The 24,091-nt window shown below is 68.8% G+C and carries 25 protein-coding genes; 22 read left to right on the forward strand and 3 right to left on the reverse strand.

The window, feature by feature from the left end; translation table 11 throughout:
• Position 1 precedes the first annotated feature (1 nt).
• The 5 genes from ABH935_RS36870 (at position 2) to ccsB (ending at position 4,982) form a co-directional block, all read left to right on the forward strand.
• A complete protein-coding gene (locus tag ABH935_RS36870; protein WP_370382609.1) occupies positions 2 to 655 on the forward strand; it encodes a histidine phosphatase family protein in 654 nt (217 codons plus the stop codon).
• Positions 656 to 832: 177 nt separating this feature from the next.
• A complete protein-coding gene (locus ABH935_RS36875) occupies positions 833 to 1,417 on the forward strand; it encodes a TlpA family protein disulfide reductase (RefSeq protein WP_370382610.1) in 585 nt (194 codons plus the stop codon).
• A gap of 10 nt (positions 1,418 to 1,427) precedes the next feature.
• Entirely contained in the window at positions 1,428 to 2,252 is an 825-nt protein-coding gene (locus ABH935_RS36880; RefSeq protein WP_370382611.1) for a cytochrome c biogenesis CcdA family protein, read from the forward strand.
• A gap of 22 nt (positions 2,253 to 2,274) precedes the next feature.
• Positions 2,275 to 3,960, forward strand: a complete 1,686-nt coding sequence (locus tag ABH935_RS36885; RefSeq protein WP_370382612.1) for a cytochrome c biogenesis protein ResB — start codon at positions 2,275 to 2,277, stop codon at positions 3,958 to 3,960.
• Between the two features lie 47 nt (positions 3,961 to 4,007).
• On the forward strand, positions 4,008 to 4,982 hold the full coding sequence (ccsB, locus tag ABH935_RS36890) for a c-type cytochrome biogenesis protein CcsB (RefSeq protein ID WP_370382705.1): 975 nt from the start codon (positions 4,008 to 4,010) through the stop codon (positions 4,980 to 4,982).
• A 90-nt stretch (positions 4,983 to 5,072) separates the two neighbouring features.
• On the opposite strand, the gene ABH935_RS36895 is transcribed toward ccsB, so the two are convergent.
• Positions 5,073 to 5,771, reverse strand: a complete 699-nt coding sequence (locus tag ABH935_RS36895; protein ID WP_370382613.1) for a DUF4230 domain-containing protein — start codon at positions 5,769 to 5,771, stop codon at positions 5,073 to 5,075.
• A 327-nt stretch (positions 5,772 to 6,098) separates the two neighbouring features.
• On the opposite strand from ABH935_RS36895, the gene ABH935_RS36900 reads away from it, so the two are divergent.
• The gene (locus ABH935_RS36900; protein WP_370382614.1) at positions 6,099 to 7,538 is read left to right on the forward strand and encodes a hypothetical protein; all 1,440 of its coding nucleotides are present in this window, start codon (positions 6,099 to 6,101) and stop codon (positions 7,536 to 7,538) included.
• Between the two features lie 61 nt (positions 7,539 to 7,599).
• Here ABH935_RS36900 and ABH935_RS36905 read toward each other — a convergent pair whose 3' ends face one another.
• Positions 7,600 to 8,031, reverse strand: coding sequence for a PLDc N-terminal domain-containing protein (locus ABH935_RS36905; protein WP_370382615.1), 432 nt, complete (start codon positions 8,029 to 8,031; stop codon positions 7,600 to 7,602).
• A 110-nt stretch (positions 8,032 to 8,141) separates the two neighbouring features.
• Between ABH935_RS36905 and ABH935_RS36910 the strand changes: the two genes are divergently transcribed.
• The 5 genes from ABH935_RS36910 (at position 8,142) to ABH935_RS36930 (ending at position 12,939) form a co-directional block, all read left to right on the forward strand.
• Complete coding sequence (locus ABH935_RS36910) at positions 8,142 to 9,638, forward strand: menaquinone biosynthesis decarboxylase (RefSeq protein WP_370382616.1); 1,497 nt, start codon at positions 8,142 to 8,144, stop codon at positions 9,636 to 9,638.
• A complete protein-coding gene (mqnP, locus tag ABH935_RS36915) occupies positions 9,638 to 10,606 on the forward strand; it encodes a menaquinone biosynthesis prenyltransferase MqnP (RefSeq protein WP_370382617.1) in 969 nt (322 codons plus the stop codon). Before ABH935_RS36910 ends, mqnP begins: the two co-directional genes overlap by 1 nt.
• On the forward strand, positions 10,603 to 11,265 hold the full coding sequence (locus ABH935_RS36920; RefSeq protein ID WP_370382706.1) for a UbiX family flavin prenyltransferase: 663 nt from the start codon (positions 10,603 to 10,605) through the stop codon (positions 11,263 to 11,265). The genes mqnP and ABH935_RS36920 overlap by 4 nt, the downstream gene beginning before the upstream one ends.
• An 89-nt stretch (positions 11,266 to 11,354) precedes the next feature.
• Positions 11,355 to 11,840: a DUF3291 domain-containing protein gene (locus ABH935_RS36925; RefSeq protein ID WP_370382618.1), complete on the forward strand. Its 486-nt coding sequence runs from the start codon at positions 11,355 to 11,357 to the stop codon at positions 11,838 to 11,840.
• 628 nt (positions 11,841 to 12,468) lie between these two features.
• Complete coding sequence (locus tag ABH935_RS36930) at positions 12,469 to 12,939, forward strand: Lrp/AsnC family transcriptional regulator (RefSeq protein WP_370382619.1); 471 nt, start codon at positions 12,469 to 12,471, stop codon at positions 12,937 to 12,939.
• Between the two features lie 74 nt (positions 12,940 to 13,013).
• On the opposite strand, the gene ABH935_RS36935 is transcribed toward ABH935_RS36930, so the two are convergent.
• Positions 13,014 to 13,772, reverse strand: coding sequence for a hypothetical protein (locus ABH935_RS36935; RefSeq protein WP_370382620.1), 759 nt, complete (start codon positions 13,770 to 13,772; stop codon positions 13,014 to 13,016).
• Between the two features lie 127 nt (positions 13,773 to 13,899).
• On the opposite strand from ABH935_RS36935, the gene mqnE reads away from it, so the two are divergent.
• From mqnE to ABH935_RS36990, 11 genes are all read left to right on the forward strand, one after another.
• Entirely contained in the window at positions 13,900 to 15,060 is a 1,161-nt protein-coding gene (mqnE, locus tag ABH935_RS36940; RefSeq protein WP_370382621.1) for an aminofutalosine synthase MqnE, read from the forward strand.
• 553 nt (positions 15,061 to 15,613) lie between these two features.
• Positions 15,614 to 15,871 carry a hypothetical protein gene (locus ABH935_RS36945; RefSeq protein ID WP_370382622.1) on the forward strand — a complete coding sequence of 86 codons (258 nt, stop codon included), beginning with the start codon at positions 15,614 to 15,616 and terminating at the stop codon, positions 15,869 to 15,871.
• Between the two features lie 17 nt (positions 15,872 to 15,888).
• On the forward strand, positions 15,889 to 16,398 hold the full coding sequence (locus ABH935_RS36950; protein WP_370382623.1) for an N-acetyltransferase family protein: 510 nt from the start codon (positions 15,889 to 15,891) through the stop codon (positions 16,396 to 16,398).
• A 47-nt stretch (positions 16,399 to 16,445) separates the two neighbouring features.
• The gene (locus ABH935_RS36955; protein WP_370382624.1) at positions 16,446 to 16,826 is read left to right on the forward strand and encodes a DUF4229 domain-containing protein; all 381 of its coding nucleotides are present in this window, start codon (positions 16,446 to 16,448) and stop codon (positions 16,824 to 16,826) included.
• A gap of 101 nt (positions 16,827 to 16,927) precedes the next feature.
• Complete coding sequence (locus ABH935_RS36960) at positions 16,928 to 17,818, forward strand: menaquinone biosynthetic enzyme MqnA/MqnD family protein (protein ID WP_370382625.1); 891 nt, start codon at positions 16,928 to 16,930, stop codon at positions 17,816 to 17,818.
• Positions 17,819 to 17,965: 147 nt separating this feature from the next.
• The gene (locus tag ABH935_RS36965; protein WP_370382626.1) at positions 17,966 to 18,514 is read left to right on the forward strand and encodes a PaaI family thioesterase; all 549 of its coding nucleotides are present in this window, start codon (positions 17,966 to 17,968) and stop codon (positions 18,512 to 18,514) included.
• 105 nt (positions 18,515 to 18,619) lie between these two features.
• The gene (locus tag ABH935_RS36970; protein WP_370382627.1) at positions 18,620 to 19,582 is read left to right on the forward strand and encodes a DUF1152 domain-containing protein; all 963 of its coding nucleotides are present in this window, start codon (positions 18,620 to 18,622) and stop codon (positions 19,580 to 19,582) included.
• Positions 19,583 to 19,635: 53 nt separating this feature from the next.
• Positions 19,636 to 20,850, forward strand: coding sequence for a cyclic dehypoxanthinyl futalosine synthase (gene mqnC, locus ABH935_RS36975; RefSeq protein WP_370382628.1), 1,215 nt, complete (start codon positions 19,636 to 19,638; stop codon positions 20,848 to 20,850).
• Positions 20,851 to 20,872: 22 nt separating this feature from the next.
• The gene (locus tag ABH935_RS36980) at positions 20,873 to 21,313 is read left to right on the forward strand and encodes a DUF1003 domain-containing protein (RefSeq protein WP_370382629.1); all 441 of its coding nucleotides are present in this window, start codon (positions 20,873 to 20,875) and stop codon (positions 21,311 to 21,313) included.
• Between the two features lie 124 nt (positions 21,314 to 21,437).
• A complete protein-coding gene (locus ABH935_RS36985; RefSeq protein WP_370382630.1) occupies positions 21,438 to 22,982 on the forward strand; it encodes an AMP-binding protein in 1,545 nt (514 codons plus the stop codon).
• Positions 22,983 to 23,086: 104 nt separating this feature from the next.
• Positions 23,087 to 23,932, forward strand: coding sequence for a hypothetical protein (locus ABH935_RS36990; RefSeq protein ID WP_370382631.1), 846 nt, complete (start codon positions 23,087 to 23,089; stop codon positions 23,930 to 23,932).
• The last annotated feature ends 159 nt before the right edge of the window (positions 23,933 to 24,091 follow it).

The following is a 24,091-nucleotide window of genomic DNA, read 5'->3' on the forward strand; positions in this document are numbered from 1 at the left end:
CATGGCTGAGACCAAGACCGTCGTCCACCTGATGCGCCACGGCGAGGTCTACAACCCGGACGGCATCCTCTACGGCCGCCTGCCCGGCTTCCGGCTCTCCGACCTCGGGCAGAAGATGGCCGAGCGGGTCGCCGACCACCTGGCCGACCACGACGTCAAGGCGGTCGTCGCCTCGCCGCTGCAGCGCGCGCAGGAGACCGCGGCCCCGATCGCGGCCCGTCACGACCTGGAGGTCGGCACCGACGAGCGGCTGATCGAGGCGGCGAACTTCTTCGAGGGCAAGAAGTTCTCGGTCGGCGACGGCGTGCTCAAGCGGCCGGCGGTCTGGTTCAAGCTGTGGAACCCGTTCAAGCCGTCCTGGGGCGAGCCGTACAAGGACCAGGTGAAGCGGATGCACGCGGCGCTCATTGATGCAGCGTCGCTGGCTCCCGGCCACGAGGTGGTGCTGGTCAGCCACCAGCTGCCGATCTGGATCAGCCGGCTGGCCGCCGAGCACCGCTCGTTCTTCCACGACCCGCGCAAGCGCGAGTGCACGCTGGCCTCGCTGACCTCCTTCGAGATCACCGACGGCCGGATCACCGCGGTGCGCTACAGCGAGCCGGCCAAGGACCTGCTGCCGGTGAAGAACACGAAGAAGTTCGTCGCGGGCGCGTAGAGCTGCGCAGAGTCGCTCTGTAAAGCCTCTTAGCCGCACGGCGCTATACGGAGTCCTCCGTATAGCGCCGTCATAGCGCCGTCGCGCAGGGTCTTCCAGCATGGGCGGAGCGCGACGCTTCGTCCGATTCGGGGACCCTGCCGCAAGAGCGCGCGGCGGCCATGCGAAACTTTTCACATGCTGCGCAGGACGGATGGAACACGCAGGTCGGTCGCCGTGCTCTCGGTGATGACGGCCGCCGCACTCGCCTTCGGCCTGACCGCCTGCGGCGGGTCGGGTTCGAAGAACAAGGACGGTCTCGGGACCGCCGCCGCGTTCTCCGTCAACGACCGCAAGCAGTTCCCGATGCTCTCCGGGACCACGCTCGACGGCTCCAAGCTCGACCTGTCCTCGTTCAAGGGCAAGGTCATCGTCGTGAACATCTGGGGCTCGTGGTGCGATCCCTGCCAGGCCGAGGCGCCGTACCTGGAGCACGCGAACGAGGCGTACCGGGACAAGGGCGTGCAGTTCGTGGGCATCGACACCCGCGACAACACCGGGCAGGCCCAGGCCTTCGTGAAGGCCAAGCAGATCAGCTATCCGAACCTGTTCGACGACGGCAACGAGACGCTGCTCGGCCAGCTGGCCGGGATCACCTCGCTGGCCTCGGTCCCCTCGACGCTGATCATCGACAAGAACGGCGGCCTGGCCTGGCGGGCGCTGCGGCCCGTGGACTTCAACGACGTGTCCGCGGCGCTCGACACCGTCCTGTCCGGTAAGTGAGACCCCGACGATGAGCGCCACCGCCGCCGTCCTCACGCATCTGGCCTCCAGCTACACCTCCACCGAGACGAAGGTGGAGTACGGCAGCTTCCTCGTGGCCGTGCCGATCGCGCTGGCGGCCGGGCTCATCTCGTTCCTGTCGCCGTGCGTGCTGCCGCTGGTGCCGGGCTACCTGTCGTACGTGACCGGACTCACCGGCGTGGATCTGGGCGACCAGACCCTGGACGAGGCAGCGCGGGCCAAGCGCGGCCGGATGATCGCCGGCGCGCTGCTGTTCGTGCTCGGGTTCAGCATCGTGTTCGTGCTGCTGGAGTCGCTGGCCGGCTGGAGCGGGCAGTTCCTGTACTCCCACAAGCGCATCATCCAGATCGTGCTGGGCAGCGTCACGATACTGATGGGCCTGTCCTTCGCCGGCGTGGTGCCCGGCGCGATCAGCCGGGTGTTCAACCGCGAGGCCCGGTTCCACAAGGACCCGCGGGTCGGCCTGGCCGGCGCGCCGCTGCTCGGGATCCTGTTCGGGCTGGGCTGGACACCGTGCATGGGACCGACGCTGTCGGCGGTCTCCTCGCTGTCCATCGACTCCGGGAATGCCGGTCGTTCGGTTCTCATCGGGGTGGCGTACTGTCTGGGGCTGGGTCTTCCGTTCGTCCTCACCGCGATCGCGTTCCGCAAGGCGATGGGGGCGTTCGGCTATGTGAAGCGCCACTACCAGGCCGTGATGCGGATCGGCGGCGGCATGCTCGTCCTGATCGGCGTCCTGTTGGTGACCGGTGAGTGGGACCACCTGGTGACCTGGCTTCAGGGCCAGACACCCGGTTTCCAGTCCCCGATCTAGTTAGAACGAGACGACGTATCGAATGGCATCGCCCACAGAAGAGATGGACGCGGCAAGCCTGACCACGGCGCCGCGCGAAGAAGGCAGCGCCGCGGATTCCGTCACCCTGCCCAGGCTCGGCCCGCTGGAGATGCTGCGCTGGGCTTGGCGGCAGCTGACCTCCATGCGCGTGGCGCTGATCCTGCTGTTCCTGCTGTCCTTGGCGTCCATCCCCGGGTCTCTGCTGCCGCAGCGCAGCGCCAACACCGACCCGACGACCGTCACCGACTGGCTGGCCAAGCACAAGACAATCGGGCCTGTCCTGGACAAGCTCCAGTTCTTCACCGTCTACAAGTCGGTGTGGTTCTCCTCGATCTACCTGCTGCTGTTCATCTCGCTGATCGGCTGCATCCTGCCGCGCACCGCCCAGCATCTCAAAGTGCTGCGCAAGCCCCCGCCGGCCGCTCCGCGCAACCTGGCGCGCATGCCGGCGCACTTCCGCTGGAACGACACTTCGGGCACCTCTATAGAGGACAAGCTCAGTTCCGCAGAGGCGGCGCTGAAGAAGAAGCGCTTCCGCGTCGTGCGTGGAACCGACGCCGACGGCGGCGGGTGGGTCTCGGGGGAGAAGGGCTACCTGCGCGAGGCCGGCAACCTGATCTTCCACCTGTCGCTGGTGGGCATCCTGGCCGGGTTCGCCATCAAGGGCTACTACGGCTACCAGGCCAAGGTCGTGATCAGCGAGGGCGAGTCGTTCTCGAACATCACGATGGACTACGACGACCACACCTTCGGCGGCGGCGTCGACCCGATGAAGCTGCCGCCCTTCGGGCTGACGCTGAACAAGTTCACCGCGACCTACGAGCCGAACCACAACGCTCCGGACTACGGCCAGGCCCGGGACTTCACCGCTGATGTCAGCTACAAGTCCTCGCTCTCGGCGCCGGAGAAGAAGGCGACGCTGAAGGAGAACAGCCCGCTGAGCGTCGACGGCGTCAGCGTCTACCTGAGCAGTCACGGCTACTCGCCGGTCATCACCGTCCGGGACAAGAACGGCAAGGTGATCGTGGACCACGCGGCCGTGCCGTTCTTCGACTCCGGCGCGTTGGGCGTCGGCTCGGGCATCTACAAGGTCAAGAACGGCTACGTCGACAAATTCGACAGCCCGCAGGACCTGGGCCTGTCGGGCATCTTCGTGCCCGACTATCCGGGGGCGATGATCCCCGGGCTCGGCGCGGTGTCCCTGTCCCCGGTGGCCGCGAACCCGGCGCTGGTGCTCACCGCGTACACCGGCGACCTGGGGCCGAACCCCGGCGTGTACACCATGGACGTGACCAAGGCACAGCAGGTCAAGCTGCCGAACCCGGTCGAGCCGACGAACCCGGCTGTGGTGCTCACCCTGGACAAGGGCAAGAACACGGTCGCCCTGCCGGACGGCACGGGGACCATCGAGTTCGACGGCGTGAAGCAGTGGGCGCAGTTCGACCTCAACCACGACCCGTCGAAGATGCTGGTGTTCGTCTCGGCCGTGGGCATCGTCGTGGGGCTGATCGGGTCGCTGGGCATCCGGCGGCGGCGGGTGTTCGTGCGGGTCCGGCCCGCGGATGAGCAGGACACCGTGCGAGTGGAAGTGGCCGGGCTGGCGCGGGCCGAGGACGCGCGGTTGCGGGACGAAGTGCGGGGTGTGGGCAGGGGCCTGCGTCCTCCGAAGGCGGGAGTCCAGAAGTGATCAACGAGTCCCTGGCGCGGTTCTCGAACTACGCCATCTACGGCGCGATGTTCGTGTACTTGATCGCGTTCTTCGCCTACACCGCGGAATGGGTGTTCGGGCGGAAGTCGACATTCGTCGTGGAGGCCGCGGCGAAAGCCAAGACACTGGTGGCGGCTGGTTCTGTCACGGTGCCGGACGACCTCGCGGCGCTCGATGACTTGGACGACCGGCCCGACCCCGACGAGCAGACCCCGGCGATCGACGGCGGCAACCTGCGCGCCATCACCGCCGGCGGCATCGCGGTCAGCACCACGGTGCTGGGCTTCGTGCTGCACGTGATCGGCGTGGTCACCCGTGGCGTGGCCGCCGGCCGGGTGCCGTGGGGCAACCTGTACGAGTTCACCATCGCCGGCTCGGCCGTCGCCATGGCGCTCTACGTCGGCTTGCTCTTCCGCAGAGGAGCACGCTGGCTCGGGGTGTTCGTCACCGGCGTGATCGTCGCGATCCTCGGCCTGGCCATGGAGGTCCTGTACAAGGACGCCGAGCAGTTGGTCCCGGCGCTGCACTCGCCGTGGCTGGTGGTGCACGTCGCCGCCGCGGTGCTGTGCTCGGGCATGTTCACGGTCGCGACCGTCGCCACGGTCCTGTACCTGTTCAAGTCGCGCTACGAGACCAAGGCGAAGCTGGGCACCGCGAACCCGAACTCGATGTGGCGGCGTGTGCCCTCGGCGATGAAGCTGGACCTGACCGCCTACCGCATCCTGGCGTTCTCCTTCCCGGTGTGGACCTTCACCGTCATCGCCGGTTCGATCTGGGCCGAGCGGGCCTGGGGCCGCTACTGGGGCTGGGACCCGACCGAGACGTGGGCGTTCATCACCTGGGTCGTCTACGCGGCCTACCTGCACGCGCGCGCGACGCGCGGCTGGAAGGGGCGCGGCGCCGGGTTCATCGCGCTGGTCGGCTACGGGTGCTTCATCTTCAACTACTTCATCGTCTCGATCTTCGTGAACGGCATGCACTCCTACGCCGGGGTGAAGTAGCCGCGGGCTGAGCGGTCGAGAGCTGAGAACGAAAGCGGCGCCGGGCGGATTCGCCCGGCGCCGCTCGCTGTTCCGGCTGTTGCTGCTGTTCTACTTGAAGTTCACCGTGATCGTGCCGGTGAACCCCAGCGAGTGCAGCAGGCTCTGCAGCATCTGCGTGGTGTCCTTCTCCGCGACCGACACCAGCGAGCTCTTCTGCGCCGCGCCGTCGATCTGCTTGGTGGCCTCCACCAGCAGCGACTGGACCTGGTTCGGGTCGCTGTTGAAGAGCCGGTCGAACACGCCCTGCTGCTGGCCGATGATGTACGACTTGTGCACGTCCAGCGCGGTCGGGTCCAGCACCGGCTTGGGCAGCGTGATCGACGCCGACAGCCGGTCGGAGGACACCGTGACGTGGTTGGCGTCCAGATTGCTGAAGTCCACGAAGGCGTTCACGGTGCCGTCGCCGAGGAAGAACGTGTCGCTGCCGGCCAGGAACGACGGGAGCCACGAGGAGTTCTGCACCTCGGTCACGACCTGGAACTCGCCGCTGGCCGCCTCGAAGCGCTTGAGCTCCGTGATCGACTTCAGGAGCACCGGCCCGCTGCGGGTCGTGGTGGTCTCGCCGAACGGATTGCTGAAGTGGATCAGGTTCGTCAGGGAACCGAGGAACGCCAGCACGACCACCACGACGACCCCGCCCACGCCCCAGCGCAGGAGGGTCGAACGCAGCCCGCCGCCCCGGGTGCGGACGATGATGCGCGTCTCGTTCTTGGAGCCTTCTTCAACCTGCTCGCCCTTAGCCGCCACGGGCACCCCCTATCACAGTTATCTTATGACCTATGGCAGCCATACGTATGCGCCCGGCGAGACGTGAGGAAGACCGTGAGCGGCGAGGACGTCGGTCCCGGAACGCCGGCTGTTTGTGGTTCGCCCTGATTTTCCTCATCGTGATGCTGCTGTTGTCCTTGATGTTCGGCGGGTTCCACAAAGGCCATCTCCATCCGAATGGGTTGCCGCCGCGGTCTGTGGTGCCCTGTGTCGGGGATTGCCCGTATCCGGGATCCGGCGATCTGAGAGCATGAGACGGTGAGACCGAAGCCTCGTCGTCAGCCCCACCACTCCTCGCGTCCCGGCGTGCCCAACCGCAGGGCGCATCCGCCGTCCCCGGCCCGGCATCCGGAGCTGCCCCCGGAGTTCGGGCAGCTCTTCGACGCCCTGGACGAGGTCTACGGCGATCCGCGCACGGTCCGCACGCCCCTGGACGCCGAGCTGTGGGCGTCGGCCTTCCTGGGCGGCCTGTGGACCGCGGCGCTGCAACAGGACGACGAGCCCGAGGGTGCCGAACTCGGTCTGGTCGAGGTCCTGGAGCTGGTCGGCTCCCCGCGCACGCAGGCGGTGCTCTGCGCACTGGCCTCGGTGGCCTCCCCGGAGGTCGCCGCCCGCGCCGGACAAGCCTCGGAGCGCTTGTTCCACAAGGGCGTCCGGCGCCCCGAGTGGTACGGAGCCGCGCTCCAGCAGGTGGAGTTCCTGGAGGCCTGGTCGGTCTCCGACGTGTTCGCCGACGGCGAGTTGCTGATCGCCGCCTTCAAGCGCGGCAAGGACCGCTACGCGTTCACCGCGACCGTCGCCAACAACGCCCAGGGCACCGTGGTGGAGGTCCTGCTCGTCGACCCGGTGGACCTCCCGGACATCCTCGGCGAGATCCGTGCGGAGTTCGCCGAGGGGCCCGAGGGCGTGTTCTCCCTGGACAAGCTGGACGCCGGCGAGCTGCGCCGGCGCCTGGAGCCGGCGGTGCGCGAGACCCTCGTCGACGACGAGGAGGACGACGAGTTCGAGGACGTCTTCGTGGACGACGAAGACGAGGACGAGGACGGCCTGGACCAGCTCGATCAGCTCGACCAGCTCGATCAGTTGGGCGAGGAGTTCGAGGACGAGCCCGCACTCCAGCCGGAGGCCGTGGACGAGGCGTTCGCCGAACTGGACGCCCTGGCGGCTCAACCCGACACGCACAGCCACCACACCGAGTACGACGAAGACGATGAGGACGACGAAGAGGACGACGAGGGCGACGATTTCGCGGCCCTGCGCGCCCTGATGCTGTCCCGCCTGGCGGTCCTGCCCGAACCGGCGGAACTGCCCGGCGGCGCCGACTTCGGCTACGACCTCGACGACCTCCCGCCGCTCCTGGACGAGTTCGCCGCCTCCGAAGACGCCCGGGCTCTCCCGCACCAGGCCATCGTCCGCGAATGGGGCGAAATCTTCGCGCGCCTCGGGCTCACCGAGTTCGCCGGCGACCCGCCGCTGTACGGCCCGGAGAAGTTCGACACCCTGATCAACGTCCTGATCCCGGCTCGGGTGAACGCCGACGACACTCAGCTGGAGCTCCTGGAACCGGCCGCGCTGGCCTGGGCCCGCTGGTCGACCCGCAGGGTGGGTCTGGCCGAACCGATCGGCGACTACCTGGTCGAGGCGGTGGGCGAGAGCTTCGAGGACTTCCCGCATTCGTACGCGGACCCGGTGTTCACGATGGACCGGCACATGTTCGGGTTCACGATGCAGTCCTCAGCGGGCTGAGCGGGTCCGGCGTATCGCGACGGCCGGAGAGCTGAACTGAACTCTCCGGCCGGCGGTGGGCTCAGCCCTCCGGCCGGTCCTTCTTCAACTGCTCGCCGAGCTGACGTAAAAACTCCGGATCATCGTCCGGAGCCACGGCCCACGTGCTCGGCGCGGTGCCCGTCCGCCCGGACCTCCCGCCCCGGCCGGTCATCCCGGAGCCGGACCCCGAAGTGTCCACGATCCGCGGCCGCCTCTGATGCGTCCCGCCCCGCCCCAGCGACGAGAACAGCCCCGGATGCGCGTCCGTGGCCCGCCGCCGCATGTCCCGCGGCTGCGCGGTGCGTCCGGTGAAGATCCACGCCAGCGCCCCGAGGTACGGCACGGCGATCAGCACCGCCCACACCGGTTTCGGCAGGAAGCGGACCCAGGGGCGCGGGGTGAGCAGGCAGTCGACCCAGGCGAAGATGGCCAGCGCGATCGGCACCAGCCACTGGACCACGAAACGGAGCAACGCCCAGCCTCCCGGGAAGTCGTGGGTTTTCCACATTCAACAGTAACGGCCGCGCCGTCACTACGGGACCGGTACGGGGGTCTTCCCCCCTCTGACGGATACTGGTCACCATGGCCTATGACGATCTGCGCTCCTTCTTGAAAGCCCTCGAACGCCGAGGGCAGCTCAAGCGCGTCCGTGCGGAGGTCGACCCGCACCTGGAGGTCGGGGAGATCACCGACCGGGTGCAGAAGGCGCCGCGGGAAGATCACCATGGCGGCGGGCCCACGAAGAACGTCGCGCTGCTGTTTGAAAATGTGCGGGGCGCCCGCACCCCCGACGGCAAGCCGATCCCGTTGGCCATGAACGTCTTCGGCACCGAGGAGCGCCTCTGTCTGGCCCTCGGCCTGAAGAACCTCGACGAGATCGGCGACCGCATCGGCGACCTGCTCAAGCCCGAGCTCCCGCACGGCGTCTCCGGCCTGCGCGACGCCCTCGGCAAGGCCGCGCAGCTGAAGTCGGTGCCGCCCAAGCACGTCAAGAAGGCCCCGGTGCAGGAAGTCGTCCTCACCGGTGACGACGTGGACCTGGACCTCCTCCCGGCCCTGCACACCTGGCCGGACGACGGCGGCTCCTTCTTCAACCTGGGCCTGACCCACACCAAGCACCCGGAGACCGGCGGCCGGAACCTGGGCCTGTACCGCCTCCAGCGCCAGGACAAGCGCACCATCTCCATGCACTGGCAGATCCACAAGGACTCCACCAACCACTACGCCGTCGCGCAGCGCCTCGGCGAGCGGCTGCCGGTCGCGGTGGCCTTCGGCTGCCCGCCGGCCGTCACCTACGCCGCCACCGCGCCGCTGCCCTCGGACATCGACGAGTACCTGTTCGCCGGCTTCGTGCAGGGCAAGCGGGTCGAGCTGGTGGACTGCAAGACGGTCCCGCTCCAGGTCCCGGCGAACGCCGAGGTGGTCCTGGAGGGCTGGCTGGAGCCCGGCGTCACGCTGCCCGAGGGCCCGTTCGGCGACCACACCGGCTTCTACACGCCGGTCGAGCCGTTCCCGGCGCTGACGGTGACCGCGATGACGATGCGCGAGGACCCGATGCTCCAGTCGATCGTGGTCGGCCGGCCGCCGACCGAGGACGGCCCGCTGGGCCGCGCCACCGAGCGCTTCTTCCTGCCGCTGCTCAAGATCATCATTCCGGACCTGGTCGACTACGCGCTCCCCGAGGCCGGCGGCTTCCACAACTGCGCGATCGTCTCCATCGACAAGCGCTACCCCAAGCACGCGCAGAAGGTGATGCACGCGATCTGGGGCGCGCACCTGATGTCCCTGACCAAGCTGATCATCGTCGTGGACAGCGACTGCGACGTCCACGACTACGCCGAGGTGGCGTGGCGCGCCTTCGGCAACGTGGACTACTCCCGGGACCTCACCGTGGTCGAGGGCGTCGTCGACCATCTGGACCACGCCTCCTACCAGCAGTTCTACGGTGGCAAGGCGGGAATCGACGCGACTCGTAAGCTTCCGGAGGAGGGCTATCACCGCGGCTGGCCGGAGATGATCACCTCCGACCCGATGACCGCGGCCAAGGTCGACCGCCGCTGGAAGGAGTACGGCTTCTGATGTCCGCCACAGCTGCATCCTCTGTGGACCCCGTGGAGGAACCCACCGGAACCACCCGGGAGGTCAACGAGGCCCCCGAGACCGCCCGGGGCGTGGTCGGCGGCACCCGGGCGTTCCTGCGCCTGGTGCTGATCGAGCACTCGGTGTTCGCCCTGCCCTTCGCCTACATCAGCGCCCTGTGGGCGATGTTCGAGACCAGCGGCCACGTCAACTGGGCCAAGCTGCTGCTGATCACGATCGCGATGGTCGGCGCCCGCACCTTCGCCATGGCGATGAACCGCATCATCGACCGCGAGATCGACGCCCGGAACCCGCGCACGCAGATGCGCGAACTGGTGACCGGCGCGGTGTCGGTGAAGACGGCCTACCTCGGCTCCTTCGCGGCCCTGGCTGTGTTCCTGGCCGCCGCGGCCTCCCTGAACCGCCTGTCGTTGTACCTGGCCCCGGTCGCCGTGATCCCGCTGGTCCTGTACCCGTACGGCAAGCGCTTCACGAACTACCCGCACGCCATCCTCGGCATCGCCCAGGCCATCGGCCCGATGGGCGCCTGGATCGGGGTCACGGGCCATTGGTCGTGGCAGGCCACGCTGATGGGCCTGGCGGTCGGCTTCTGGATCGGCGGCTTCGACCTGATCTTCGCCTGCCAGGACGTCGCCGCCGATCGCGTGATCGGTGTGAAGTCGGTCCCGGCGCGCTTCGGCATCGCCGCCGCCCTGCGCGCCTCGATCGCCACGCACGTGATCACCCTCGGCCTGCTGATCTGGTTCGGCGTGGTCGCGCACGGCGGCGCGCTGTGGTGGATCGGCGTCGCGGTGGTCGCGGCGGCGTTCTGGTATGAGCACTCGCTGGTGAAGCCGACGGACCTGTCGAAGGTGAACCGGGCGTTCTTCACGACGAACGGTTTCGTCGGGATCTCGCTGTTCTGCTTCGCGCTGGTGGACCTGATCGTGCGCGGGCTGGGGGTCTGAGCTCGGTGACCGGCCCCCGCACTCCCCACGCCGCCCGCACCCCCTGGATCGTCGGCGTCTCCGGCGCCTCCGGCACGCCCTACGCGGCCGCCACCATCCGCGCGCTCCTGGCGGCCGGGGAGGCGGTGGACCTGGTGGTGAGCCGGGCGGCGCGGTTGACGATCCTGGACGAGACCGGGATCTCCTTCCGTGACGCGCACTGGCGCGAGGACCTGGCGACGTGGCTCGGGTGGGTGCCGGAGGACCCGCGGCTGGACGTCGTGCGGTACTGGCCCGCCGGGGACTTCGCCGCGGGGCCGTCGTCGGGGAGCTATCCGGCCAAGGGCATGGTGGTGGTGCCGGCCTCGACCGCGGCCGTCGCGGGGATCGCGCTGGGGCTGTCGAAGGACCTGCTGCAGCGCGCGGCCGACGTGAACCTCAAGGAGCGGCGGCCGGTCGTGGTCTGCGTGCGGGAGACGCCGCTGAACCGCGGCACGCTGCGGCACATGGTCGAGCTGGACGAGGCCGGGGCCGTGGTGCTGCCGGCCGCGCCCGGGTTCTACGCCGGGCTGAAGGACGTGCAGCAGCTGGTGGACTTCGTGGCGGGCAAGATCCTGGACGTGCTCGGCGTCCCGCACACGCTCTTCCAGCGCTGGCGCGGGGATCTGCGTCGTTTATGAACCCCTGCTCGGCGCGCTGAATCCGTGCCCGGTCCCGGGACCCGAGACGCGGGGCGCATAGACGTAAGTCCTCTGAGTAGCCTGCGCCCATGGACACTCCCGACGTACTTCTGGGCCCCTTCGAGGGCTTCCACCTGGCCCAGCTGAACATCGGCCGGCTCGTCGCGCCGCTGGGCGACCCGGCCATCGAGGACTTCACCAAGAACCTGTCCCGCGTCAACGACCAGGGCCGGGCCATGCCCGGCTTCGTCTGGCTGCTGGAGGGCTCCGATCCGGAGCTCGGCGCCACCGACGTCGCCTGGCCCGGCGACCCCGAGATGTTCGTCAACCTCACCGTCTGGGAATCCGTCGGCGCGCTGCGGGACTTCGCCTTCTCCGGCGAGCACCGCACGCTGCTGGCGCGCCGCAAGGAGTTCTTCCAGAAGCTGCCCGAGGCGACCGCCACGATGTGGTGGGTCCCGGCCGGCACCGTCCCGACCATCCAGGACGCGCGCGATCGGCTGGCGCACTTCCGTGAACACGGTGCCACGCCTCATGCGTTCTCTTTCCAGCGGCTGTTCGCGCCGGAACGCTAAAGAGGCGAACGCAAAGGAGCGCCCTTTCCAGTCCCGGGGGGACGGACTGGAGGGGCGCTCCCGTGGTTCCCGGCCGCCGATCACCCGCGCGTTGATCCGGGGGGGTGTTGACCAACGCGGCTGGTCGAGCGTCGATCACGGGGGGGAGTTGATCGACGCGACCGGCGGCCGGAGCTCTAGATGGTGCGTTCGTGGTGCGTTCGGTGCTGTCTTCGCTACTGCGTTCGTGCTGCTCTGCGGGTACCGCCGCAGGTCAGGCCTTGCGGGCGGCCTTCGCGGCGCGCGCCAGGCGGGCCTTGGCGGCCTGCTTGCGCAGGTCGTTTAGGCGGTTGTTCGCGGCCTGCAGCTCGTACGGCTGGAAGTTCATCGTTGACTCCTTTGATCCGTCGGGCCTAATCTGTTCTATGCCTTAGATTCTAAGGAGTTCCACGCTCTGTGTCCAATTGATTGAAGGTGAAGACGGTCACAGATCGTTAGCGGGGGGCCACGCGCACCCCGGACGGCCCCGCGCGGGGGCCGGGGCCGTCCGGGGAGCCGATACGCTCGCACCGGCGGTGAAACGGACGCTGAACTCGATGGGAGAACCAGGCGGGTGCGTCCATCGATGCGGATGAGGTGATCAGGAAGCATGGACGCGGTGGACCGCGCCTTGATCGACGCGCTGCGGACCAACGGCCGGATGTCGTACGCGGAGCTGGGACGCCTGGTCAGTCTGTCCGGGCCGTCGGTGACCGACCGGATCAACCGGCTGGAGGGCAACGGAGTCATCACCGGCTACCGGGCCATGGTGGCCCCCGAGCAGCTCGGCCTGAACGTGACGGCGATGATCGGGATCCTGCTCTCGGACTCGGCCGAGCTGGACGACGTGGCCTGGCGGCTGCGCGACGTGCCGGAGATCGAGGACTGCTTCTTCGTCGCCGGCGAGGAGTCGTTCCTGCTCAAGGTGCGCGCCGGACACCCGGAGGACCTGGAGCGGATCATCGGGCGGCTGACCCGGATCCGCGGCGTGGCCCGGACCCGGACCACGGTCGCGCTGTCGACGAAGTGGGAGGACCGGCCGATGCCGCTGGCCGAGCCGGAGGAAGAGGACGCCAAGTAGCACCTGGCCCGAACAGCCCGAGGGCCGCGCCGGATCGGATTCCGGCGCGGCCCTTGGGCTGTTCGGGGCGTCGCTCAGGCCAGCACGATTGTGACCACGATCGTCACGATCCCGATGTGCGAGGCGATCACCGCGGCCAGGCACGCGTACCGGCCGGTCGTCGTGGTGTTCTCGTCGGTCAGGTAGGCCGCGGCGGCCACCGCGGCCCCGGTGACCAGCGGCACCGTCAGCAGCGGCGTCAGGTGCGGGATCACCTTCTCCATCTGCGCGGCGAACAGCAGGGTCAGCCAGCTCAGCCCGGCCACGACGGTGAAGCCCCAGGTCAGACCGAGCGGGTTGAGGCGCCGCCAGCGCAGCAGCCCGCCGATGATCAGGATCATCGCGGGGATCGCCAGGACCGACAGCGCCAGCAGCTTGGAGTTCAGCGTGACGCCCGCGATCGACCGCGACGAGCCGCCGCTGGAGGCCACGCCGCACAGGAACGCGACCAGCAGCGCCGGGATCGCGCCGATGACGAACGCCATGCCGAGTCGCGGGCCGAGGGGGAGTGCGGGGCCGCCGGCCGTCGCCACGGTGCCGGTGGCGGTGGCCGCGCCGGCGCGGCGGGAGCCTCCGGAACGGGCCGCTGCGGGCCGCGGGGCGCTGCCGCGCCGGGGTGGGGCGTCGTAGCGGTCCTGCTCTTCATAGCGGCTGTCTTGGCGCTCGCCATAGCGCTGGTCGGGGCGCTCGTCATAGCGCTCGCGCTCGTCGTACCGCCCACGACGACTCCGGTCGTCTCCGGGGGGTCGGCCGGGGGATCGGCCGGCGGCTCGTCGTGAGGGTGATTCGGACATGATGACGACTATCCGCTGTCCGGCCGCCCCATCGCAACGTGATCACGCAATCCGGACGAGGTCGTCACCGGGCCCTGCCGTACTCTGCTGTGTGATCAGGTAGACGTCGGACGGGAAGGGTGAGGCCATGGACTCCGGGCTCAAGCGGGAGATCGAGGGGAAGGTCCTCGCCGGCTCGCGGCTGTCCTTCGAGGACGGCGTGGCGCTGTACGACACCGACGAGGTGGCCTGGCTCGGCGAGCTCGCGCACGAGGTGCGGACGCGCAAGAACGGCGACAAGGTCTTCTTCAACGTCAACCGCCACCTGAACATGACGAACGTCTGTTCGGCCTCCTGCGCGTACTGCTCCTTCCAGCGCAAGCCGGGGGAGAAGGACGCCTACACGATGCGCATCGAGGAGGCCGTCCGCCTGGCCAAGGACATGGAGCCGGACGGCATCACCGAGCTCCACATCGTCAACGGCCTGCACCCGACACTGCCGTGGCGCTACTACCCGAAGTCGATCAGCGAGCTCAAGGCCGTACTGCCCGGCGTCTCGATCAAGGCCTTCACGGCCACCGAGATCCACTGGTTCGAGAAGATCTCCGGCCTGAGCGCCGACGAGATCCTGGACGAGCTGATCGAAGCCGGCCTGGAGTCCCTGACCGGCGGCGGCGCGGAGATCTTCGACTGGGAGATCCGCTCCCAGATCGTGGACCACGCCACGCACTGGGAGGACTGGTCCCGCATCCACCGCCTGGCGCACGCCAAGGGCCTCCGCACTCCCGCCACCATGCTCTACGGCCACATCGAGGAGCCCCGCCACCGCGTGGACCACGTCCTGCGCCTGCGCGAGCTCCAGGACGAGACCAACGGCTTCGCCGTCTTCATCCCCCTCCGCTTCCAGCACGACTTCCACGACAGCAAGGACGGCAAGGTCCGCAACCGCCTGATGAACCAGCCGATGGCCACCGGCGTCGAGGCCCTGAAGACTTTCGCAGTCTCCCGCCTCCTCCTGGACAACTTCGACCACGTGAAGTGCTTCTGGGTCATGCACGGCCTGTCCACGGCACAGCTCGCCCTCAACTACGGCGCCGACGACCTCGACGGCTCGGTCGTCGAGTACAAGATCACCCACGACGCCGACGACTTCGGCACCCCGAACAAAATGACCCGCGACGACCTCCTGGAACTGATCCGCGACGCCGGCTTCACCCCCGTCGAGCGCAACACGCGTTACGAGGTCATCCGCGAGTACGAGGGGCCGGAGCCCGATCGGCGCGAAGAGCCGCAGCTGATGACGTTCTGAGGGCAGGGCAGGGCAGGGCAGGGCCGGGCTCGGCGCGGCTGAGTGGTGAGTGGCAGGACCGCCGCGCCGGGTGATTCGGTCGCTTTGCAGGCTGAGCGGATGCGCGCCGGGCGGGTTGCTGGTTCGGCTGCCGGGCATCGCGCGGCTGAGCGGTCGGGCATGCTGCCGGCGCCGGCGGTGAGCGGCCGGACCGCCGCGCCGGGTGACTCGGGCATTCTGCGGGATGTGCGGCCGGGCGCCCCATGGCTGAGTTGGCTTGCGGGTCGAGCAGCCAGACCGCCGCGCTTGGTGTGACCCGGGCATCCTGCCGGCTGAGCGGCAGGCGCGCTGCGGGATGCGCGGTCGGGCACGCCGGCGGCTGGTGGGCGGGCGCCTCCTGGGCGGCCGGACTGCTGTGCCTGGCGTGAGCGGATCGTGCTGAGTCGTCGGGCGTCGTGCGAGCTGAGCGGTCGGCCGCCCCCAACCCCCAGCCCCGCCGCCACCGGTAGGGGGCACGTCTGCGCTGCGGGACTGATTTGGGAATCGGCGCGCCGGTGCCGCATAGTCCTATCTTGTGAACTTCCGCGACCGCCTCAGCCGCCGCAGCCGTCGGCCCCGCCGTCCCCGCGCTTTCAGTCTGGCGACCGAGCTGCGGGTGTTGGCCGTCGGCCTGTTCGCGGTGGCCGGTGGCGCGCTGCTGCTGCGCGAGTCGCAGCCGGTCGCCCCTTCTGAGGTGGGTGGGGCCGCGTTGGTCGTGGTCGCGGTGACGGTGCTGAACATCGCGGTGGGTCTGCGTCGTGCGCGGCGTGGGGCCGATGCCGTCGAGCGCTGAACGGAACGATGATCGTCATGGCTCTGACCTTTGAGACGTACGCCGAGATCCCCGAGGCCCTGCGTCCTGTGCTCGTCGACATCTGGACCGATGCCACCAACGCCGGCGGTGCCGTCGGCTTCGTCGCGCCGGTGGAGCGCGAGAGCGTGGACGCCAAGGCTTTCCGTGCCTTCACGGTCGGCAAGGACCTGATGCTGATCGGCTTTGCGGACGGGAAGGCCGCCGCGTTCCTGGTCATCGTGGACCACCAGTTCCCGCTGATGGACCACGCGCGGCTGCTCAAGACCGTGGTCGTGGACCCGAAGCACCAGGGCCGGGGGTACGGGGCGGAACTGCTGCGGGAGGCCGAGCGGGTGGCGCGTACCCTCGACGGTGTCGAAATGCTCCACCTCACCTGCCGTGGCGGGCTCGGGCTGGAACACTTCTACAGCAAGTGCGGATACACCGAGGTCGGCCGCATCCCGCGTATGTTGCGGGTCGCCGCGGACGACTACCGGGACGAGATCCACATGGCCCTGAGCCTGTAGACCTCGGTCCGGGGCTGGTCTCTCATAGCGATGGAAGGAGTCGGCGGATGCCTGCCGACAACAAGACGGCTGACAAGGCCGAGGTGCAGGACGCGGCCGGCTCCGAGCCCGGGTCCGACTCCGAGGTGCTGGCCGCGGGTGCGGCCGTGGCGCAGGGCAAGCACGCCACGATGCGTTACGCGACGCTGCGCATCGCGATCTTCATCGTCTCGCTGGCCGTGCTGTGGGGCGCGGTCGCGGCGACCGGGCACATCGTGACCGGCAACGGCGTGCTGTACCTGATGATGGGCGCGCTGCTCGTCTCGGGCGTGGCGTCCTTCTTCCTGCTCTCTCGGCAGCGCGACGCGATGTCCGTGCAGGTGACCCGCCGCACCGAGCGCATGGCCCACAAGTTCGAGGAGAACGCGGCCATGGAGGACGAGGACTGATTCGGCGGACGCGGCGCGCCGGGGGGCGCGTGTCCGGCTCGCCGCTTTCGCCCGACTGCCCCGCCTCTGGACACCTGATCACCCGGACGTACCCTAACCCCGTGGACGAACTCTCCGGAGCGCGGCTCGAAGCGCACCTCTCCCAGTGCCGGCGGCGACCCCGTGTCGGGCACATCCAGTTCCTGAACTGTCTGCCCATCTACTGGGGTCTGGTCAACTCCGGCGCGATCCTCGACATGGAGCTGATCAAACACAGCCCTGACGTGCTCTCCAACATGCTGGTGGCCGGCGACCTGGACATCGGCCCGATCAGCCTGGTGGAGTACCTCCGCAACGCCGAGGACCTGGTGGTCCTCCCCGACGTCGCGGTCGGCAGCGACGGCCCGGTGACCAGCTGCAACCTGGTCAGCAAGATCCCCTACGAGCAGCTGCAGGGCGCCCGCGTCGCGCTCGGCTCGACCAGCCGCACCACGGTCCAGCTGGCCAAGCTCATCCTGCGCGAGAAGTACGGCGTCACGCCCGACTACTTCCCTTGCGCCCCCGACCTGGAGCAGATGCTCCGCGAGGGGGACGCCGGGGTGATCATCGGCGACCCGGCCCTGCGCGCCTGGCTCTACGATTCCAACCGCCTCGGCACCAACCTGCTGGACCTCGGCCAGGCCTGGAAGGACTGGACCGGCCTGCCGATGGTGTTCGCCGTCTGGGCGGTCCGCAAGGAGTACCTGGAGCGCTGTCCGGACATCGTCCACGAGGTGCACCGCGGCTTCCTCCGCAGCCGCGACATCTCGCTGGAGCACGTCGACAAGGTGGCCCGCCAGGTCGAGCGCTGGGAGCAGTTCCCGGCCGCGGAGCTGGAGGACTACTTCACGACGCTGGACTTCTCCCTGGGGGAGCGCCAGCTGGAGGGGGTCCGCGAGTTCGCCCGGCAGGTCGGCGACCAGATCGGCGTGCTGGACGTGCCGGAGGTCATGCTGCTGCCGCGGCAGGTCTGAGCAGGGTTCGTCCGGCGGCGCCGGAGGGGAGCCGGCGCCACGGGGGCCGTCCGCACCCCGCCTGGAAGCGCGGCGTGGGCTAGACTGGTTGTTACTTATCGGTAGCTAACTCAGTGAGTCGCGCCCGGATCTGGGAGGACCGCAGCCATGACCGAGACCGTTGAGGGCGTCGACGACGCCGGCACCACGGCCGACGCCGACCGCACCCGCACCCGCACCTACAGCTGGAGCGACCCGCTGGCCTCCTTCGCCGAGGGCGCGGGCCTGTCCGGTATCGAATACCTGCGGGCCATGGCCGAGGGCCGGATCCCCTGGCCGCCGATCGCCGCGACGACCGGCATCTACCTCGGCGACGTCGAGGAGGGCCGGGTGGTGTTCACCCTGACCCCCGACGAGTTCCACTACAACCCGATCGGGTCGGTGCACGGCGGCGTCTTCGCCACGATGCTGGACTCCTCCTGCGGCTGCGCCGTGCAGTCGTTGCTCCCGGCCGGCGACTACTACACGTCGCTCGACCTGTCGGTGAAGTTCGTGCGCGGTATGACGAAGGACACCGGCGAGGTGCAGTGCATCGGTACGGTCACGCACATGGGCCGCCGTACGGCGCTCGCCGAGGCGCGCATCGTCGACGCGAACGGCAAGCTCTACGCAACCGCCACGTCGACCTGCATGATCTTCCGCGCCGACGACAAGTAGCCGCACACATAGCGACCGAACGCAGCGACCGCGTATAGCGACCGCGTGGCAGCGCACTGTCTCACCGCGCGCACAGCAGCCGCTCCGCCGTTATCGTGCTCTCCCGTGACCACCAGCCTGCGCGACCTGCCGCTGTTCGCCGCCCTCGCCGACTCGCGCCGCGTCCTGATCGCCGGCGCCGGCGGCGGGTTCGATGTTCTCGGCGGGATCCCCCTGGCCCTGGCGCTGCGGGAGCACGGCGCCGAGGTGTTCCTCGGCAACCTGACTTTCGTCGCCTCCGGCTTCAGCCTCGACGCGTGGCTGGCCCCCGACGTCGCGGCGATCACGCCGACCAGCGGCGGCTTCACCGACTACTTCCCGGAGCGCACGCTCGCGCGCTGGCTGAAGACCGTCGGGGAGCCGTCGACCGTCTACTCCTTCCAGCGCACCGGTGTCGAGCCCCTGCGTGAGGCCTACCGGGCTCTGATCGCGCACCACGAGATCGACGCGATCGTGCTGGTCGACGGCGGCACCGACATCCTCATGCGCGGCGACGAGACGGGCCTGGGCACGCCGGCGGAGGACATGCTGAGCCTGGCGGTCGTGGCCGGTCTGACCGAGATCCCGGTCCGGCTGGTGGTCAGCATCGGCTTCGGCATCGACGCCTACCACGGCGTGAATCACGTGCAGGTCCTAGAGAACCTCGCAGACCTCGATACAGACGGCGCGTACCTGGGTGCCTTCTCCATCCCGCGCGCCAGCCGCGAGGGCTCGCTCTACCTCGACGCCGTCGCATACGCGCAGGAGAACACGCCTCTGCGGCCCTCGATCGTGCACGGCCAGATCGCCTCGGCGATGCTCGGCGTGTCCGGCGACATCCACTTCACACAACGCACACACAACAGTGTGCTTTTTGTGAACCCACTCATGGCGATGTACTTCACAGTCACTGTCGACGGACTCGCGGCCCGACACCTCTACTTGCCGGAGTTGGAAGGTACTCAGACCTTCCGACAGATCTCGTCGATCATCGAGCGGTTCCGCGACGGTCTGGCGGACCGCCGGATACCCAGACAGTTTCCGCACTGACAACCGAAGTACCCTGGAGGGGCACTGAAGATCCCGGACGAAGGGCACGCCCGATGAGCAAGCAGATCTCCGCGGAGCTCCAAGACGCCCTCGACCGAGCGGCCGACGGTGGGCGCATCGAGTATGAGGAAGCGCTGGAGCTGTACCGTCATGCGCCTCTGCACTCCTTGGGCACCGCCGCGGACGCGGCCCGGCGCAAGCGCTACTCCGGTGTGTACGGCGAGCACGGCGAGATCGCGACGTACATCATCGAGCGGAACATCAACTACACCAACGCCTGCGTCACCGCGTGCAAGTTCTGCGCCTTCTACGCGGCCCCGAAGTCCGACAAGGTCTGGAGCCGTCCGCTGGAGGACATCCTCCGCCGCTGCGCGGAGACCGTGGCCCTGGGCGGCACACAGATCATGTTCCAGGGCGGCCACCACCCGGACTACGGCGTCGAGTACTACGAAGAGAACTTCCGCGCCATCAAGGCCGAGTACCCGCAGCTGGTCATCCACTCCCTCGGCGCCTCCGAAGTGCAGCACATGGCGAAGGTCTCCGGCGTCACCATCGAAGAGGCCATCACCCGCCTGAAGGACTCCGGTCTGGACTCCTTCGCCGGCGCCGGAGCCGAACTGCTCCCGGCCCGCCCCCGGACCGCCATCGCTCCGCTGAAGGAGTCCGGCGAGCGCTGGCTGGAGATCATGGAGACGGCCCACGGTCTCGGCCTGGAGAGCACCTCCACGATGCTCATGGGCACCGGCGAGACCAACGCGGAGCGCATCGAGCACCTGCGCATGATCCGCGACGTCCAGGACCGCACCGGCGGCTTCCGCGCCTTCATCCCGTACACGTACCAGCCGGAGAACAACCACCTGAAGGGCCGCACGCAGGCCACGATGTTCGAGTACCTGCGCCTGATCGCGGTCGCCCGCCTGTACCTCCACAACGTCGCGCACATCCAGGGCTCCTGGCTGACCGTCGGCAAGGAGGCCGGCCAGCTGTCCCTGCACTACGGCGCCGACGACCTCGGCTCGGTGATGCTGGAGGAGAACGTGGTCTCCTCCGCCGGCGCGAAGCACCGCTCCAACCGCATGGAGCTGATCCACCTGATCCGCGCCGCCGGCCGCGTCCCGGCCCAGCGCAGCACCACCTACGAGCTGATCACCGTGCACGACGACCCGGCGCACGACCCGGTCGACGACCACGTGATGAGCCATATCGCCTCCACGGCGATCGAGGGCGGTACGGCGCACCCGGAGCTGAAGCTCGTCGACGTGCGGTAGGGCGTCCTCGATAATTCAGCGCATGACCAGTGCGACTGAAACGCCGCAGCCCGCCCCGGCTGAGAAGCACCGCTCGACCCTCCGGCACCCGGCTGTCATAGAGGTCCAGCGCGAGCGTGCCCAGAACGTCCAGCTCCGGGTCGCCGACCAGATCACCCGCTTCGCCGGGTCGATGCAGTTCGTCTACATTCACGCGGTGATCTTCGCCGTCTGGATGCTGTGGCTGGAGAAGAGCCCGTGGCCCACGCTGACGCTGGTCGTGTCGCTGGAGGCGATCTTCCTGTCCACCTTCGTCATGATCGGCCAGAACCGCCAGGCCGAGATCTCGCAGGCCAAGGCGGACCACGACTATCGGTCGCAGGAACTGGAGCTCGACCACAACACGAAGGTCACCGAACTCATCCACCAGCTGACCATAGAGATCCACGCGGCGGTGGCCACCGAGAAGCAGCAGCAGGACTGACGCTGCGCGGCGTCGGTCTGGCGACGGCGCCTGCGCGGCGGTGTCTATATCCGCATCCCGATCAGTTCCGCGACACACCGAACAGCCTCTATGCAGAGCTACTGGGAAGTAAGACAGTGAGGGAATGCAGATTCCCCTCACTGTCTCCGACTTCCTGGACCGCGCAGAAGTCGTCTACGGCGACCGAGCATCTGTCGTCGACGAACCCGACCAGCCTGCGCCGTCCTGGGGCACCCTCACGTATAAGGACATCGCTAAGCGTGCGCGTGCGCAGGCTGCCGCGCTCGACCGCCTAGGCGTCGGCGCAGGGGCCCGGGTGGCAGTGGTCTCGCACAACTCCGCGCGGTTGCTCACCTCCTTCTTCGGCGTCAGCGGCTACGGCCGGGTGCTGGTGCCGGTGAACTTTCGCCTGCGGGCTGACGAGGTGGCGTACATCGTCGAGCACAGTGGTGCCGACGTGCTGCTCGTCGATCCGGAGTTGGAGGACGCGCTCAAGGACGTGAAGGCGCGGCACCGCTTCGTCATCGGTGCGGAGACCGACGCCGAGTTCTTCGAGGGCGACCACGAGCCGGTGCGGCACCCGGTCGGCGAGAACGACACCGCGACGATCAACTACACCTCGGGCACCACCGCGCGGCCCAAGGGTGTGCAGCTGACGCATCGCAACCTGTGGCTGAACGCCGTCCTGATGGGTCTGCACCTCGGCGTCAGCGACCGGGACGTCTACCTGCACACGCTCCCGATGTTCCACGCGAACGGCTGGGGCATGCCGTACGTCGTCACTGGCCTCGGCGCGAAGCAGGTGGTCCTGCGCAAGGTGGACGGGGCCGAGGTCCTGCGGCGCATCGACCAGCACGGCGTCACCCTCCTGAACGGCGCCCCGACCGTCATCGCGATGGTGCTGGCCGCGGCGAAGGAGTGGGACGGCGAGATCCCCGGCCGCGACCGCGTGCGCATCGTGGTGGCCGGCGCGCCGCCGCCGAGCACCGTCATCCAGCAGGTCGAGGACGTGCTCGGCTGGCAGTTCAACCAGATCTACGGCCTGACCGAGACCGCGCCGCTGGTCACCGTGAACCGGACCCGCGAGGAATGGGACGCGCTGTCCAGCCTGGAGCGCGCGCAGAACCTGATGCGCGCCGGCGTGCCCTCCCTCGGCACCCGGATGGTCACCGACCCCGAGGGCGAGGTCCTGGTGCGCTCCAACATGGTCCTGGAGGGTTACTGGGAGCAGCCCGAGGAGTCCGGGCGGGCGCTGGCCGAAGACTGGTTCCACACCGGCGACGGCGGCACCGTCGGGTCCGACGGCTACCTGACCATCTCCGACCGCAAGAAGGACGTCATCATCACCGGCGGCGAGAACGTCTCCTCCATCGAGGTCGAGGACGCGCTCTACAAGCACCCGGCGATCGCCGAGTGCGCGGTGATCGGGGTGCCGGACGAGAAGTGGGGCGAGACCATCAAGGCGCTCGTCGTGCTGAAGGAGGACCACTCCTCGCGTGCCACCACCGAGGCCGAGGTGATCAAGCACTGCAAGGGCCTGATCGCGGGCTACAAGGCGCCGACGAGTGTGGAGTTCCGGGAGACCCTGCCGCGTACCGCGACCGGCAAGCTCCAGAAGTTCAAACTGCGTGAGCCGTACTGGGAGGGCCGGGAACGCAAGGTGAACTGAGCGACACTGTGAACTGATTTGCGATTATCTCAGCATTCTTGTATATGTGTGCGCCGCCCCGCTACATTGTCGCGCGTTGTCAAAAGCGCATACGGGGGCGGGACATGGCAGGCAGCTCGCGGACGGCACCGCGCGATCTCGGCGCGGTGGCCGTCCGCCTCTTCGAGCGGGCCGCGGCCGGGGAGAGCGTGGAGCTCGCCGTCCTGTCCGGCCTGGAGCGGTGCGTGCTCGGCCGGCCCGCGTACGCCTTGCTCGAACGGCCGGTCCGCCTGGCCTGGGACGGGTTCGGCGAGAGCCGGCGCACGAAGGCGACGGAGCTGTCGCTGGCCGGACTGCTCGGCCGCGGACTGATCAGGACCGAACCCGCCGAGGACACGGCGAACGCGACGAACGCGACGAACGCGACGAGCGCGGGAAGCCCCGGAAGTCCGGGAAACGCGGTCTGGACGATGTCGCCGGAACTGGGAATCGTGCAGGCCGCGCAAAGGAAACCGACCTACCTGGTGGTCACCGAAGTCGAGGGCAAGAAGACGCGGGGTCTGCGGTTCTTCGCCGTCGGCGAGCCGGGCATGCCGGTGCGCGGAGTGGTCGTGGAGGAGCCGGTCGCGCTGCCGGCGGGTTCGTACAAGAACATTGAGAACCTGGGCCCGCTCGGCTGGATGACCCGCTACCGCCTGGTCTCCGAGGGCCAGGTCGCCGGCATCCTCACAGACATGGCGCTGACCCCGCGCAAGGACCGCGGCGGAACCTATCCGTACGGCATCCGCAGGTTCCAGCGCCCCGAGGGCGGCGCGGTCGTCGAGGCCGGAATCTCCGTCGCGGGCGCCGGATCCCTGGCCCGGGTGCGCCGATTCCTCGCCACGGAGCAGGCCTGGGACGAAGCCGTCGTGCTGAAAGCCGAAGCTCTGCGCGAGATGCTCAGCACTCTGCTCGCCACCGGATCCTGCTGACCTCCCGAGGTCGCCGGCGCCGCTCAGCGGCCGTTCACCAGCGGCGCGGCATCAGCTCCCTGCCATCCACAACGCGCCTCTTTGTCGTACCATCCATGATCCAGAAGCGTGCAGTTGGGACTTTGTTCAACCGACGGTGCGCCCGCCGTCCATCTTCGC

It is taken from the genome of Catenulispora sp. GAS73, assembly GCF_041262085.1.
Lineage (GTDB): Bacteria > Actinomycetota > Actinomycetes > Streptomycetales > Catenulisporaceae > Catenulispora.

Bases quoted from the DNA above. Each gene is read 5' to 3' on its own strand.
- ABH935_RS36870 (WP_370382609.1), top strand. From the start codon at position 2: ATGGCTGAGACCAAGACCGTCGTCCACCTGATGCGCCACGGCGAGGTC.
- ABH935_RS36875 (WP_370382610.1), top strand. From the start codon at position 833: ATGCTGCGCAGGACGGATGGAACACGCAGGTCGGTCGCCGTGCTCTCG.
- ABH935_RS36880 (WP_370382611.1), top strand. From the start codon at position 1,428: ATGAGCGCCACCGCCGCCGTCCTCACGCATCTGGCCTCCAGCTACACC.
- ABH935_RS36885 (WP_370382612.1), top strand. From the start codon at position 2,275: ATGGCATCGCCCACAGAAGAGATGGACGCGGCAAGCCTGACCACGGCG.
- ccsB (WP_370382705.1), top strand. From the start codon at position 4,008: ATGTTCGTGTACTTGATCGCGTTCTTCGCCTACACCGCGGAATGGGTG.
- ABH935_RS36910 (WP_370382616.1), top strand. From the start codon at position 8,142: ATGGCCTATGACGATCTGCGCTCCTTCTTGAAAGCCCTCGAACGCCGA.
- mqnP (WP_370382617.1), top strand. From the start codon at position 9,638: ATGTCCGCCACAGCTGCATCCTCTGTGGACCCCGTGGAGGAACCCACC.
- ABH935_RS36925 (WP_370382618.1), top strand. From the start codon at position 11,355: ATGGACACTCCCGACGTACTTCTGGGCCCCTTCGAGGGCTTCCACCTG.
- ABH935_RS36930 (WP_370382619.1), top strand. From the start codon at position 12,469: ATGGACGCGGTGGACCGCGCCTTGATCGACGCGCTGCGGACCAACGGC.
- ABH935_RS36935 (WP_370382620.1), bottom strand. From the start codon at position 13,772: ATGTCCGAATCACCCTCACGACGAGCCGCCGGCCGATCCCCCGGCCGA.
- mqnE (WP_370382621.1), top strand. From the start codon at position 13,900: ATGGACTCCGGGCTCAAGCGGGAGATCGAGGGGAAGGTCCTCGCCGGC.
- ABH935_RS36950 (WP_370382623.1), top strand. From the start codon at position 15,889: ATGGCTCTGACCTTTGAGACGTACGCCGAGATCCCCGAGGCCCTGCGT.
- ABH935_RS36955 (WP_370382624.1), top strand. From the start codon at position 16,446: ATGCCTGCCGACAACAAGACGGCTGACAAGGCCGAGGTGCAGGACGCG.
- ABH935_RS36965 (WP_370382626.1), top strand. From the start codon at position 17,966: ATGACCGAGACCGTTGAGGGCGTCGACGACGCCGGCACCACGGCCGAC.
- mqnC (WP_370382628.1), top strand. From the start codon at position 19,636: ATGAGCAAGCAGATCTCCGCGGAGCTCCAAGACGCCCTCGACCGAGCG.
- ABH935_RS36980 (WP_370382629.1), top strand. From the start codon at position 20,873: ATGACCAGTGCGACTGAAACGCCGCAGCCCGCCCCGGCTGAGAAGCAC.
- ABH935_RS36985 (WP_370382630.1), top strand. From the start codon at position 21,438: ATGCAGATTCCCCTCACTGTCTCCGACTTCCTGGACCGCGCAGAAGTC.
- ABH935_RS36990 (WP_370382631.1), top strand. From the start codon at position 23,087: ATGGCAGGCAGCTCGCGGACGGCACCGCGCGATCTCGGCGCGGTGGCC.